General features: G+C 72.3%; 10 protein-coding genes and 2 pseudogenes. 10 read left to right on the top strand and 2 right to left on the bottom strand.

Annotated features, from left to right (window positions below):
- Nucleotides 1-3 precede the first annotated feature (3 nt).
- The 3 genes from pheT (at nucleotide 4) to sthA (ending at nucleotide 4,837) form a co-directional block, all read left to right on the top strand.
- Nucleotides 4-2,481, top strand: coding sequence for a phenylalanine--tRNA ligase subunit beta (gene pheT / locus ACRAKI_RS27505; protein ID WP_447003394.1), 2,478 nt, complete (start codon nucleotides 4-6; stop codon nucleotides 2,479-2,481).
- A 357-nt stretch (nucleotides 2,482-2,838) separates the two neighbouring features.
- Entirely contained in the window at nucleotides 2,839-3,330 is a 492-nt protein-coding gene (locus ACRAKI_RS27500; protein WP_447003393.1) for a hypothetical protein, read from the top strand.
- A 94-nt stretch (nucleotides 3,331-3,424) separates the two neighbouring features.
- Nucleotides 3,425-4,837: a Si-specific NAD(P)(+) transhydrogenase gene (sthA, locus tag ACRAKI_RS27495; RefSeq protein ID WP_447003392.1), complete on the top strand. Its 1,413-nt coding sequence runs from the start codon at nucleotides 3,425-3,427 to the stop codon at nucleotides 4,835-4,837.
- Here the strand turns inward: sthA and ACRAKI_RS27490 are convergent.
- Nucleotides 4,749-5,384 (bottom strand): annotated as a pseudogene (locus tag ACRAKI_RS27490) (alpha/beta fold hydrolase); the annotation flags it as partial. The gene sthA and the pseudogene ACRAKI_RS27490 overlap by 89 nt on opposite strands.
- Nucleotides 5,385-5,471: 87 nt before the next feature.
- Nucleotides 5,472-6,110, bottom strand: a complete 639-nt coding sequence (locus tag ACRAKI_RS27485; protein WP_447003391.1) for an HAD family hydrolase — start codon at nucleotides 6,108-6,110, stop codon at nucleotides 5,472-5,474.
- A 112-nt stretch (nucleotides 6,111-6,222) separates the two neighbouring features.
- On the opposite strand from ACRAKI_RS27485, the gene ACRAKI_RS27480 reads away from it, so the two are divergent.
- The 7 genes and pseudogenes from ACRAKI_RS27480 to ACRAKI_RS27450 form a co-directional block, all read left to right on the top strand.
- A complete protein-coding gene (locus tag ACRAKI_RS27480; protein ID WP_447003390.1) occupies nucleotides 6,223-6,534 on the top strand; it encodes a hypothetical protein in 312 nt (103 codons plus the stop codon).
- A gap of 352 nt (nucleotides 6,535-6,886) precedes the next feature.
- Nucleotides 6,887-7,903 (top strand): N-acetyl-gamma-glutamyl-phosphate reductase, encoded by a 1,017-nt coding sequence (gene argC, locus ACRAKI_RS27475; RefSeq protein ID WP_447003389.1) that lies wholly within the window; start codon nucleotides 6,887-6,889, stop codon nucleotides 7,901-7,903.
- On the top strand, nucleotides 7,900-9,072 hold the full coding sequence (gene argJ / locus ACRAKI_RS27470) for a bifunctional glutamate N-acetyltransferase/amino-acid acetyltransferase ArgJ (RefSeq protein WP_447003388.1): 1,173 nt from the start codon (nucleotides 7,900-7,902) through the stop codon (nucleotides 9,070-9,072). The genes argC and argJ overlap by 4 nt, the downstream gene beginning before the upstream one ends.
- Entirely contained in the window at nucleotides 9,069-9,971 is a 903-nt protein-coding gene (gene argB / locus ACRAKI_RS27465; protein WP_447003387.1) for an acetylglutamate kinase, read from the top strand. The genes argJ and argB overlap by 4 nt, the downstream gene beginning before the upstream one ends.
- Nucleotides 9,968-11,143 (top strand): acetylornithine transaminase, encoded by a 1,176-nt coding sequence (locus tag ACRAKI_RS27460; protein WP_447003386.1) that lies wholly within the window; start codon nucleotides 9,968-9,970, stop codon nucleotides 11,141-11,143. The genes argB and ACRAKI_RS27460 overlap by 4 nt, the downstream gene beginning before the upstream one ends.
- Nucleotides 11,143-12,069 carry an ornithine carbamoyltransferase gene (gene argF / locus ACRAKI_RS27455; protein WP_447008530.1) on the top strand — a complete coding sequence of 309 codons (927 nt, stop codon included), beginning with the start codon at nucleotides 11,143-11,145 and terminating at the stop codon, nucleotides 12,067-12,069. The genes ACRAKI_RS27460 and argF overlap by 1 nt, the downstream gene beginning before the upstream one ends.
- Nucleotides 12,066-12,537: pseudogene (locus ACRAKI_RS27450) on the top strand (arginine repressor); the annotation flags it as partial. The gene argF and the pseudogene ACRAKI_RS27450, both read left to right, overlap by 4 nt.
- Nucleotides 12,538-12,683: the final 146 nt, after the last annotated feature.

Raw genomic sequence — 12,683 nt, 5'->3', positions numbered from 1 at the left:
CCGGTGCGCATTCCGGTTACCTGGCTGGTCGAGAACCTGGAGTTCGCCGAGAACCCCACGCCCGACCAGCTCGCCGAGGCGTTCGTGCGGATCGGCATCGAGGTCGAGGACGTCCACCGACTGGGCGGCGTCACGGGTCCGCTCGTCGCGGGTCGCGTGGTCGAGATCGAGGAGCTGACCGAGTTCAAGAAGCCGATCCGCTACTGCCAGGTGGAGGTCGGCCCGGACCAGGTCAACGGCATCGTCTGCGGCGCGACGAACTTCCGCGAGGGCGACACGGTCGTGGTGGCGCTGCCCGGCGCGGTGCTGCCCGGCGACTTCACCATCGCCGCCCGCAAGACCTACGGCAAGACCAGCGACGGCATGATCTGCTCGGCCCGCGAGCTGGGCCTGGGCGACGACCACGCGGGCATCATGGTGCTGCCCAGCGGCACGGCGCAGCCCGGTGACGACGCGGTCGAGCTGCTCGGGCTGGGCGACACGGTGATCGAGGTCGCGCCGACGCCGGACCGCGGCTACGCGTTCTCCGTGCGCGGTCTGGCCCGCGAGCTGGCCTGCGCGTTCGACGTGCCCTACCGCGACCCCGGCACGGCCGAGGTGCCCGAGGGTGAGGGCGAGGTGCTGCCCGTCCACATCGAGGACCGGACGGCGTGCTCCCGGTTCGTGGCCCGCCGCGTCAGCGGTGTCGACCCGACCGCGCCCACCCCGTGGTGGATGCGCCGGCGGCTGATGCTGGCCGGCATCCGGTCGATCTCGCTGCCGGTGGACGTCACGAACTACGTGATGCTGGAGCTCGGCCAGCCGCTGCACGCGTTCGACGCGTCGTCGGTCAAGGGCGGCCTGGTGGTGCGGCGGGCGGTGGCCGGCGAGAAGCTGACCACGCTGGACGACCAGGTCCGCGCGCTCGACCCGGACGACATCGTGATCGCCGACGACAGCGGCGTCATCTCGCTGGCCGGTGTGATGGGCGGCGCGAGCACCGAGGTCGGCACGGGCAGCACGGACATCCTGCTGGAGGCGGCGAACTGGGACCCGGCGTCCATCGCCCGCACCGTGCGGCGGCACAAGCTGCCCAGCGAGGCGGCGAAGCGGTTCGAGCGCGCGGTGGACGCGGCGCTGCCGCCGGTCGCGCTGGAACGCGCGGCACGCCTGCTGGACATGTTCGCGGACGGCAGCATCAAGCCGGGCCGCACGGACGTGGGCGCGGCCGCGACGCCCGCGCCGGTGACGATGCCGATCGACCTGCCCGACCGGGTCGCCGGCGTCCGCTACGCGCGGGGCGTCACGGCGCGCCGGCTGGGCCAGATCGGCTGCCAGGTCGAGGTCACCACCGGTGACGACGGCGCGACCATGGTCACCGCCGTGCCGCCGACGTGGCGCACGGACCTGACCCAGCCCGCCGACCTGGTGGAGGAGGTGCTGCGGCTGGAGGGGTACGACACGATCCCGTCCACGCTGCCGCCCGCCCCGGCCGGTCGCGGGCTGACCGAGCAGCAGCGCCGTCGCCGCACGGTGTCGCGCGCCCTGGCCGAGAACGGGTTCGTCGAGGTCAAGCCGTTCCCGTTCGTCGCGCCGACGGTGTTCGACGCGCTCGGGCTGCCCGCGGACGACGTGCGGCGGAACACGGTGACCGTGCTGAACCCGCTGGAATCGGACAAGAACGCGCTGGCCACCACGCTGGTGCCGGGGCTGCTGGAGACCGTGCAGCGGAACCTGGCGCGCGGCCAGAAGGACCTCGCGGTCTACACGATCGCGCAGGTGACGCTGCCGCGCGCGCAGCAGGTGCCGGTGCCCGAGGTGGGCGTGGGCGAGCGGCCGACGGACGCGCAGGTGGCGTCGTTGCTGGCCGCGCTGCCGCAGCAGCCGGTGCACGTGGCGGCCGTGCTGGCGGGCCACCGCGAGCAGGCCGGCTGGTGGGGCAAGGGCCGCCCGGCGGACTGGGCGGACGCGGTGCAGGCCGCGCGGCTGGTCGGCCAGGCGTACGGGGTGGAGCTGACCGTGGTCGCCTCCGACCTGGCGCCGTGGCACCCGGGCCGGTGCGCCGAGCTTCGCGTCGGCGACTGGCCGGTGGGCCACGCGGGCGAGCTGCACCCGAAGGTCGTGGAAGCGCTGGGGCTGCCCAAGCGGACCGTGGCGCTGGAGCTGGACCTCGACGCGATGCCGTTGACCGACGACCGGCCCGCGCCGATCGTGTCGGCGTACCCGCCGGTGCTGCTGGACGTGGCCGTGGTCGTGCCGCTGGAGGTGCCCGCCGAGCAGGTGGCGCGGGCGCTGCGCGGCGGCGGCGGGGCGTTGCTGGAGGACGTCCGGCTGTTCGACGTCTACACCGGTGACCAGGTCGGCGACGGCAAGCGGTCGCTGGCGTACTCGCTGCGGTTCCGCGCGCCGGACCGCACGCTGACCGTGGAGGAGGCGACGGCGGCACGGGACGCGGCCGTGGCCGCCGCCGCGGAGCGCTTCGGCGCGGTGCTGAGAGGCTGACAGCCGCGACAGGCCGACACGCCTGAGGAGCTGGCACGCCTGAGGAGCTGGCCGATTGTCCTGGACCCGCACCAGTGCGGGTCCAGGACTAGGCCGGACGGGTGAACCACTCCTCTGTCGAGCGAAGGTGAACGCGCTGGTCAGCGGTCGTCGCCGTGCGTGTCAAGAGGTCCAAAGGCCCGTTTATCCGGGCCGCGTTGGTCCTTGCGCGCAGGTTGAACGTTCTCCAAGATTGGTTCCGCGGCCCGCTGGGCCGAGGGGCGAAGCGATGAACCGCCGGGCGAGTCTGGTCGCCGGTCCGACGGGGAGCTAGCGGCGAACCCACCGCCTGGAGCAGCAATCGAGTGAGGTTGCCTCATGCGCAGCTTGGGTCCGCGGATGGAAGTCGCCGTCGCCATGAGCATCCTCGGTGTGGGCGCCGCCGTGGTGGCCGCCATGCACCTGACCTGGCCGGAGCCCGAGTTGCCTCCCATGGCGTACGCGGTGAGCGGCGGTGAGGTGTCCGACCTGCGGCCGTTCGAGATCAACGACATCTCCGGTGGCGCGGTCGAGTTGACGCCGGGCAGCGAGGGCTTCCGCCTGGTGCGGCTGTCCAACCCGAACAGCGTCGACATCGTGGTGCTGACGTTGCAGGCCGTGCCGGGCCAGCCGATGGACGAGGCGCAGAACCGCGTGCCGGACTGCCCGGCCGGTGTGCTGACCGTGGTGCCGATGCCCGAGCCGGTGGTCATCCCGCCCGCCGGGTCGGTCGAGGTCGAGATGGTCGTGCAGATCGCGCACGACCTGCCCGCCGCCTGCCAGGACCTGGTCTTCCCGCTGACGTACTCCGGCAGGGCGGCGCGCGGCTGAGGTCCGGGGCGGGGTCGAGGTCCGGGGCGGGATCACCGCCGCGAGTCCGGTCGGCGTCGCACCGCGGCACGGTCCGGTGTGCGAGGCTTCCCGCATGAGCGAGTACGACTACGACCTCGTCGTCATCGGGTCGGGGCCCGGCGGGCAGAAGGCCGCCATCGCGGGCGCCAAGCTCGGCAAGCGGGTCGCCATCGTGGACCGGCCCGACATGGTGGGCGGCGTGTGCGTGAACACCGGCACCATCCCGTCGAAGACGCTGCGCGAGGCGGTGATGTACCTGACCGGGATGAGCCAGCGCGAGCTGTACGGCGCGAGCTACCGGGTCAAGGACGACATCACCATCTCCGACCTGCTCGCCCGCACGCAGCACGTGATCGGCCGCGAGGTCCAGGTGGTGCGCGCGCAGCTGCACCGCAACCAGGTCGACCTGCTCAGCGGCACCGCCCGGTTCCTCGACCCGCACACGATCGCCGTCGACGGCGCGCACCGCGGCGAGCACCACTCGGTCACCGGCGAGAAGATCGTGATCGCCACCGGCACCCGTCCCGTCCGGCCGGACCAGGTCGACTTCGACGAGGAACGCGTCCTCGACTCGGACGAGGTGCTGGCGCTGGAGGAGATCCCGGCGTCCCTCGTGGTGGTCGGCGCGGGCGTGATCGGCATCGAGTACGCGTCCATGTTCGCCGCTCTGGGCAGCCGGGTGACGGTGGTCGAGCAGCGCGACCGGATGCTCGACTTCTGCGACCCGGAGATCGTGGAATCGCTGAAGTTCCACCTGCGCGACCTCGCGGTGACGTTCCGGTTCGGCGAGAAGGTCGTCAACGTCGACGTGTCCGAGACCGGCACGGTGACCACGCTGGCCAGCGGCAAGCGCATCCCGGCCGCCGCGGTGATGTACTCGGCGGGCCGGCAGGGCAACACCGAGGCGCTGGACCTGCACCTGGCGGGCCTGGAGGCGGACCACCGCGGCCGGCTGTCCGTGGACGAGCACTACCGCACCCCCGTCGAGCACATCTACGCGGTCGGCGACGTGATCGGCTTCCCGGCGCTGGCCGCCACGTCGATGGACCAGGGCCGGCTCGCCGCGTACCACGCGTTCGGCGAGTACGCGCGTGAGCTGTCCGCGCTCCAGCCGATCGGGATCTACACCATCCCGGAGATCTCGTACTGCGGCTCCACCGAGGCCGAGCTGACGTCGTCCGCCGTGCCGTACGAGGTGGGTTTGGCGCGGTACCGGGAGCTGGCCCGCGGCTCGATCGTCGGCGACGCCTACGGCATGCTCAAGCTGCTGGTGTCCACTGTGGACCGCAAGCTGCTCGGCGTGCACCTGTTCGGCACCGGCGCGACCGACCTGGTCCACATCGGCCAGGCCGTCATGGCGTGCGGCGGCACGGTGGACTACCTGGTGGACACGGTCTTCAACTACCCGACGCTGTCCGAGGCGTACAAGGTGGCCGCGCTCGACGCCACGAACAAGATCCGCGCCTTGGAGCGCTTCGGCGCCTAGGCGTCCGCGCCAGCCGGTCGACGAACGCGGCGATCAGCGGCGCCACCTCCGGTAGGCACTCCTCCAGCGCGAAGTGCCCGGTGTCGAACAGGTGCAGTTCGGCGTCGGGCACGTCGCGCAGGAACGCCTGCCACTCCGGGTACAGGTCGACGTTGGACCGGTGGTCCACGACGAGGTCGGCCTGGACGCGCCTGCGGCCGGGCAGGTCGAGGAAGTGCTGGTCGAGGGTCCGGCCGTCGGGGGAGAGCAGGGACGGGTCGGTGGTGCCGTCCTCGTAGTGGCTCCGGATGAACTCGGGCGTCAGCTTCCCGGCCGCCACCTCGTGGTCGTCGATGGAGATGAACCCGCGCGCCTCCTCGGACAGGCCCTCGGTGCAGGCGTTGGCGTCCTGCACGACGAGGTCCGCGATCAGCTCGGGTCGCCGCACGGCCGGCCGGAAGCCGACCGGCCCGCCGAAGTCGAGCGCGAAGAGGGCGAACCTCCGCGCGCCGAGCGCGTCCACGAACGCCTCGACGGTGTCGGCGAGGCGGTCGAACGTGTGCGGCCCGTCGAGGTCGCCGCTGTGCCCGAAGCCGGGGTGGTCGGACGCGACGAGGTGGAAGCGGTCCCCAGCGCGTCGATCAGCCGGTGATGGTCAGCCGGTGGAAGTCACCAACGCGGTGACCAGGTGCAGCCGTGCGTCGTTGACGTCCCTCAGCGGCGGCACGAGGAGCGTCGGCATGCCGGCCTCCACTCCCGCCCCGTCGTGGGTGGACCGGTCGCCGACCATCAGCACCTCCTCCGGCTCGGCGCCGAGTTCGTCCAGCGCCAGTCGGAAGATCGCCGGGTCGGGCTTCGCCAGACCGTGCTCGAAGGACAACACGAACGAGTCGACCGGCAGGTCGCCGAACGCCGGCCGGATGTCGAAGTGGATGTCGCTCAGGACGCCGATCCGCACACCCCTCGCGCGCAGCTCCCGCAACGTCGGCCCGGCGTCCACCGCGAACGGGTTGAACGCCGGGTCGCACTCCACCGCGTACAGCGAATCGGCCAGCACCGGGTCGAACCCGGCCGCCAGGAACGCCGCGTAGCACGCCTCCCGGTGCAGGTCCGGGTCCGTGTCCATGCCCGGCGCGTCCAGCCGGCGCACGTCCAGCCTCCCGATCACCTCGGTGGTCTGCCCGACGTCCCGCCCGATCCGCCGCAACGCCTCCGCCACCCACCCCCGGAAGGTCGGCGCGAGCACCAACGTGCCCCGCCAGTCGAAGATCACGGCCCGCAGCCGGTTCGACATGCACGCTCCCTCGTCGTCACGGTGAGTAGTTCCGACTCACTCGTGTGAAGGCTCCCGCACCACTCCGGCCGATGACTACGTTTTTTCACAGGACCGGAACGCGGGAGGCCGCATGGCCACGAGATCGACGACGCCCCTGCACATGCGCCGCGAGGGGTTCGCCCCCGGCCCCGAGCTGGCCCCGCTGCGGGAGGAGGACGGCGTCCGCCGGGTCGACCCGGCGCTGAACGGACCGGCGTGGCTGGTGACGCGGATCGCGGACGTCCGGCAGGTCCTCGGCGACCCGGCCCGGTTCGGCAACTCGCCGCACCACCTGGTGCCGGGCGGGCCCGTGATGACCGCGCTCCGCGCCGCCGACGGGGAACCGGACTACCGGTCGCGGCAGGTCGTCCACGGGCTCGCGTCGCTGCCCGTCACGTGGTGACCGGGAGCGTCACCGGCGCTTGGACGTGCTGTGGCCGAGGGCGGCCACGACCGACAGCAGCAGTCCGACGACCACCAGCCCGATGCCGGGGCCGGTGGAGTCACTCTCGACCGGTCCGACCGCTCGACTGCTGTCGGAGGGGTCGAGGAACTGGCGAGTCGTCGCTCATCGGTGTCCCCCTCGCGTCCCTTGTGCAGGAGGATTAGCACGCGCGGGCCGCCCGCGAGACCGCTTCCCGACCACTCAGGGTCTCGTCACGACGCGCCCCGGGTGATCAAGCTCTTCACCCGCGGGAGGTGGAGCGCCTGAATCCGGGTTGAGTGACTTTGCATCAGCGTGCATACTTATCCGCATGACGGTACGGATCGCGGTCGCCGGGGCCAGCGGATACGCGGGGGGCGAGGTGCTCCGGCTCCTGCTCGGGCACCCGGACGTGGAGATCGGCGCGCTCACCGCCGGCGGCAACGCGGGGACCAAGCTGCTCGCCCACCAGCCGCACCTGCTGCCGCTGGCGGACCGGGTGCTGGACGAGACCACCGCCGACACCCTCAAGGGCCACGACGTCGTCTTCCTCGCCCTGCCCCACGGTCACTCCGCCGAGATCGCCGCGCAGCTCGGCGACGACACGCTGGTGATCGACTGCGGCGCGGACCACCGGCTCACCGACCCCGCCGCCTGGGACCGGTGGTACGGCGGCACGCACGCCGGAAGCTGGCCGTACGGCCTGCCCGAGCTGCCCGGTCACCGCGACGAGCTGCGCGACGCCCGCCGGGTCGCCGTCCCCGGCTGCTACCCGACCGTGTCCTCGCTGGCCCTGGCCCCCGCGATGGGCCTGGTGGAACCCGAGGTGACGGTGGTGGCGGTCTCCGGCACGTCCGGCGCGGGCAAGTCGCTCAAGGCCACCCTGCTCGGCTCCGAGGTCATGGGCTCGCTCAGCGCCTACGGCGTCGGCGGCGCGCACCGGCACACCCCCGAGATCGCGCAGAACCTGTCCAAGGTCGCCCAGGAGCAGGTCAAGGTGTCGTTCACTCCGGTCCTGGCGCCGTTGCCGCGCGGCATCCTCGCCACGTGCTCGGCGACTTTGAAGGACGGTGACACGGACGTCCGCGCCGTCTACGAGAAGGCGTACGCGGACGAGCCGTTCGTGCACCTGCTGCCGGAGGGCCACTGGCCGACCACGGGCGCGGTGCTCGGCTCTAACGCCGTCCAGCTCCAGGTGGCCGTGGACCGCGACCTGGACCGGCTCGTGGTGGTCGCCGCCATCGACAACCTCGCGAAGGGCACCGCGGGCGCCGCGGTGCAGTGCATGAACCTGGCACTCGGCCTGCCGGAGACCACCGGCCTGTCCACCGTGGGAGTCGCACCGTGAACCGCAACAAGGGCGTGACCGGACCGAAGGGCTTCAAGGCCGCCGGTGTCGCCGCCGGCATCAAGGAGTCCGGCGCGCTGGACCTGGCGCTCGTCGTCAACGAAGGTCCGGGCCAGGCCGCCGCGGGCGTCTTCACCACCAACCAGGTCAAGGCCGCGCCCGTCCTCTGGTCGCAGCAGGTGATCAAGGAGCGCGAGCTCCACGCCGTCGTGCTGAACTCCGGCGGCGCGAACGCGTGCACCGGCCCCGAGGGCTTCCAGGACACCCACGCCACCGCCGAGAAGGTCGCCGAGGTGCTGGACGTCGGCGCGATCGAGGTCGCGGTGTGCTCCACCGGCCTCATCGGCGAGCGCCTGCCGATGGACAACCTCAAGGCGGGCGTCGAGAAGGCCGCCCAGGAGCTGGACGCCTCCGACCAGGCCGGGCTGAACGCCGCCACCGCCGTGATGACCACCGACACGCACCCCAAGCAGTCCTGGGCGAGTCACCCGGACGGCTGGTCCGTGGGCGGGTTCGTCAAGGGCGCGGGCATGCTGAACCCGAACATGGCCACGATGCTCAGCGTCCTCACCACCGACGCGGTGATCGACGGCGACGCCCTCGACGCGGCCCTGCGCGCGGCGACCGGCAAGACCTACGACCGGCTCGACGTGGACGGCGGCACGTCCACCAACGACACCGTGCTGGTCCTCGCCTCCGGGGCCTCCGGTGTCACGCCGACCGCCGACGAGTTCGGCGAAGTCCTCACCGCCGTGGCCAAGGACCTGGTCAAGCAGCTCCAGCAGGACGCGGAGGGCGTGACCAAGGAGGTCTCCATCACGGTCAACGGCGCGCGCACCGAGGCCGAGGCGGTCGTCGTCGCCAAGACCGTCGCCGAGGACAACCTGGTCAAGACCGCGCTGTTCGGCTCCGACCCGAACTGGGGCCGGATCGCGATGGCCGTCGGCCGCGCCCCCGCCACCGTGGACCAGCACGAGCTGGGCATCGCGATCAACGGCGTGACGCTGTTCGAGGGCGGCCACAAGGCGGCCGACCGGAGCGAGGCCGACCTGTCCGGCCGCGACGTCGACATCGTGATCGACCTGAACGTCGGCGACGCCACGGCCACCGTGCTCACCACCGACCTGTCGCACGGCTACGTCGAAGAGAACAGCGCGTACAGCTCGTGAACGCGCACGAGAAGGCCGGGGTGCTGATCGAGGCGCTGCCGTGGCTGCAGCGGTTCCGGGGCGCGACCGTGGTCGTCAAGTACGGCGGCAACGCGATGGTCGACGACGAGCTGAAGCGCGCGTTCGCGCAGGACATGGTGTTCCTGAAGCTCGCCGGCCTGCACCCGGTCGTGGTGCACGGCGGCGGCCCGCAGATCGCGGCGATGCTGAAGCGGCTGGGCATCGAGAGCGAGTTCCGCGGCGGACTGCGGGTCACCACGCCGGAGGCGATGGACGTCGTCCGGATGGTGCTGGTCGGCCAGGTCCAGCGGGAGCTCGTCGGGCTGATCAACGAGCACGGCCCGTTCGCGGTCGGCCTGTCCGGCGAGGACGCCCACCTGCTGACCGCCGCCCGCCGACCGGCCATGGTGGACGGTGAGCCGGTGGACATCGGCCTGGTCGGCGACATCGTGGACGTCAACCCGGACGCGGTGCTGGACATCGTCCAGGCGGGCCGCATCCCGGTCGTGTCCACGGTCGCGCCGGACGTCGACGGCGTGGTCCACAACGTGAACGCCGACACGGCGGCGGGCGCGGTGGCGGTGGCGCTGAAGGCCGAGAAGCTCGTCGTGCTCACCGACGTGGAAGGCCTGTACGCGGACTGGCCGGACAAGGGCTCGCTGCTGCACCAGGTGCACGCCGACCGGCTGGAGAAGATGCTGCCGGACCTGGACAGCGGCATGGTGCCGAAGATGGAGGCCTGCCTGCGCGCGGTGCGCGGCGGTGTCCCCGAGGCGCACGTGATCGATGGCAGGCTCGCTCATTCCGTGTTGCTGGAGGTCTTCACCTCCGAGGGTGTCGGGACAATGGTGACCGCCGGCGACGCCGGCGGTCGGACTGGGGCGGACGGCGAGGCATGAGCGACCAGCAGCGGTGGCAAGCCGCGATGATGAACAACTACGGCACACCGGGCCTGACGCTGATCCGCGGTGAGGGCGCGCACGTCTGGGACGCCGACGGCAACCGGTACCTCGACCTGCTGGCCGGGATCGCGGTCAACTCGCTCGGCCACGCGCACCCGGCCGTCGTCGCGGCCGTCACCGAGCAGATCGGCAGGATCGGCCACACCTCGAACCTCTACATCAACGAGCCCGCGCTGAAGCTCGCCGAGCGCCTGCTGGACCTGTCCGGAGTGGACGGCGACGGCCGCGTGCTGTTCTGCAACTCCGGCGCGGAGGCCAACGAGGCCGCGTTCAAGCTGAGCCGCCGCACCGGCCGCACCAAGGTCGTCGCGACGGACGGCGGGTTCCACGGCCGCACGATGGGCGCGCTGGCCCTGACCGGCCAGCCGACGAAGCGCGAGCCGTTCGAACCGCTGGTGCCGGGTGTCGTGCACATCCCGTTCGGCGACGTCGCGGCCCTCGAAGCCGCCATCGACGACGACACCGCCGCGTTCGTCGTGGAACCCGTCCAGGGCGAGAACGGCGTCGTCGTGCCACCCGAGGGCTACCTCCAGGCGGCCCGCCGGATCACCGCCGAGCACGGCGCCCTGCTCGTCCTGGACGAGGTGCAGACCGGCATCGGACGCCTCGGCAGCTGGTTCGCGTTCCACCAGGCCGGCATCGTGCCGGACGTGATCACGCTGGCCAAGGGCCTCGGCGGCGGGCTGCCGCTGGGCGCGTGCATCGCGGTAGGCCCGGCCAAGGACCTGTTCGAGCCCGGCCACCACGGCACCACGTTCGGCGGCAACCCGGTGTGCTGCGCCGCTGCCCTCGCGGTGCTGGACACGATCGCCGCCGACGGCCTGCTGGAGCACACCGCCGCGGTCGGCAAGGAGATCGCGACCGGGGTCGAGGCGCTGGGCCACCCGCTCATCGCCGGTGTGCGCGGCGCCGGCCTGCTGATCGGCATCATGCTGCGCGAGGCGGTCTCGGCCCAGGCCGCAGCGGCGGCGCAGCGGGCCGGCTACCTGATCAACCCGATCCAGCCCGACGTGATCCGCCTCGCCCCGCCGCTGGTGCTGGACGAGGCCGACGCCCACCGGCTGGTCGCCGACCTGCCCTCGTTCCTGCCCTCGCCCGAGGAGTCGTGATGGTGCGCCACTTCCTGCGTGACGACGACCTGACCCCCGACGAGCAGGCCGCCGTCCTCGACCTCGCGGACGAGTACAAGGCCGACCGGCTGGTCGCCAAGCCGCTCGCCGGGCCCAAGTCCGTCGCGGTGATCTTCGAGAAGAACTCGACCCGCACCCGGCTGTCGTTCGAGGTGGGCATCGCCCAGCTCGGCGGCAACCCGGTGATCATCGACGGCCGGTCCATGCAGCTCGGCCGCGAGGAGACCATCGAGGACACGTCCCGCATCCTGTCCGGGTACGTCGACGCGGTGATCTGGCGGACGTTCGCGCAGAAGCGCATCGACGCGATGGCGTCCGTCTCCCGCGTCCCGGTGATCAACGCGCTGACCGACGAGTTCCACCCGTGCCAGGTGCTGGCCGACCTCCAGACCATCCGCCGCGTGCACGGCAAGCTCGCCGGCCTCACCGTCACCTACCTCGGCGACGGCGCGAACAACATGTCCCACTCGATGCTGCTCGGCGGCGTCACGGCGGGCATGCACGTGCGGATCGCCGCGCCCGAGCTGTTCCAGCCGCTGCCGTGGGTCCTGGACGACGCCCGCAAGCGCGCCGTGGAGACCGGTGGCTCGATCCAGGTGATCGAGGACCCGCGGGAGGCCGTGGACGGCTCGGACGTGCTGGTCACCGACACGTGGACGTCCATGGGCCAGGAGAACGACGGCCGCGACCGGAAGCGCCCGTTCCGCGCCTACCAGCTCAACGCCGACCTCGTCGCCGCCACCGGCGTGAAGACGACCGTGCTGCACTGCCTGCCCGCGCACCGCGGCCAGGAGATCACCGACGAGGTGCTGGACGGCCCGGACAGCGCCGTCTGGGACGAGGCCGAGAACCGCCTCCACGCCCAGAAAGCGCTGCTGGTGTGGCTCCTGGAGCAGTCGCGGTGACCAGGACCGCGCGGCAGGCCCGCATCGTCGAACTGGTCGCCCAGCGCGCCATCCGCAGCCAGTCCGAGCTGGCGAAGACGCTGGCCGTGGAGGGCATCGAGGTCACCCAGGCCACGCTGTCGCGCGACCTGGACGAACTGGGCGCGGTCAAGCTGCGCGGCCCCGACGGCGGCGCGCCCGTCTACGTCATCCCCGAGGACGGCAGCCCGGTGCGCGGCGTGCAGGGCGGCACGTCCCGCCTCACCCGCGTCCTGGGCGAACTGCTGGTGTCGGTCGACCACTCCGGCAACCTCGCGGTCCTGCGCACCCCGCCCGGCGCGGCCCAGTTCCTGGCCAGCGCGCTGGACCGGGCCGCGCTCCACGACATCGTCGGCACCATCGCGGGTGACGACACCATCCTCGCCGTGGCGAGGGAACCGCTCACCGGAGCGGACCTGGCGGCCCGGGTGACCGCGCTCGCCGCGGGCCAGGACCACGCGCCACCCCCCGGAGAGAACCACCCCGGAGAGAACCACCCCGGAGAGAACCACCCCGGAGAGAACCACCCCGGAGAGAACCACCCCGGAGAGGGTCATCCCGGAGAAGACCACCACCACCAAGGAGAAGGCCGACAG

Source organism: Saccharothrix isguenensis, assembly GCF_052936305.1.
This window is presented reverse-complemented; position numbering and strand designations above follow the sequence as displayed.

Coding starts and splice junctions, on each gene's coding strand:
- ACRAKI_RS27500 (WP_447003393.1), top strand. CDS start 2,839: ATGCGCAGCTTGGGTCCGCGGATGGAAGTCGCCGTCGCCATGAGCATC.
- sthA (WP_447003392.1), top strand. CDS start 3,425: ATGAGCGAGTACGACTACGACCTCGTCGTCATCGGGTCGGGGCCCGGC.
- ACRAKI_RS27485 (WP_447003391.1), bottom strand. CDS start 6,110: ATGTCGAACCGGCTGCGGGCCGTGATCTTCGACTGGCGGGGCACGTTG.
- ACRAKI_RS27480 (WP_447003390.1), top strand. CDS start 6,223: ATGGCCACGAGATCGACGACGCCCCTGCACATGCGCCGCGAGGGGTTC.
- argC (WP_447003389.1), top strand. CDS start 6,887: ATGACGGTACGGATCGCGGTCGCCGGGGCCAGCGGATACGCGGGGGGC.
- ACRAKI_RS27460 (WP_447003386.1), top strand. CDS start 9,968: ATGAGCGACCAGCAGCGGTGGCAAGCCGCGATGATGAACAACTACGGC.
- argF (WP_447008530.1), top strand. CDS start 11,143: ATGGTGCGCCACTTCCTGCGTGACGACGACCTGACCCCCGACGAGCAG.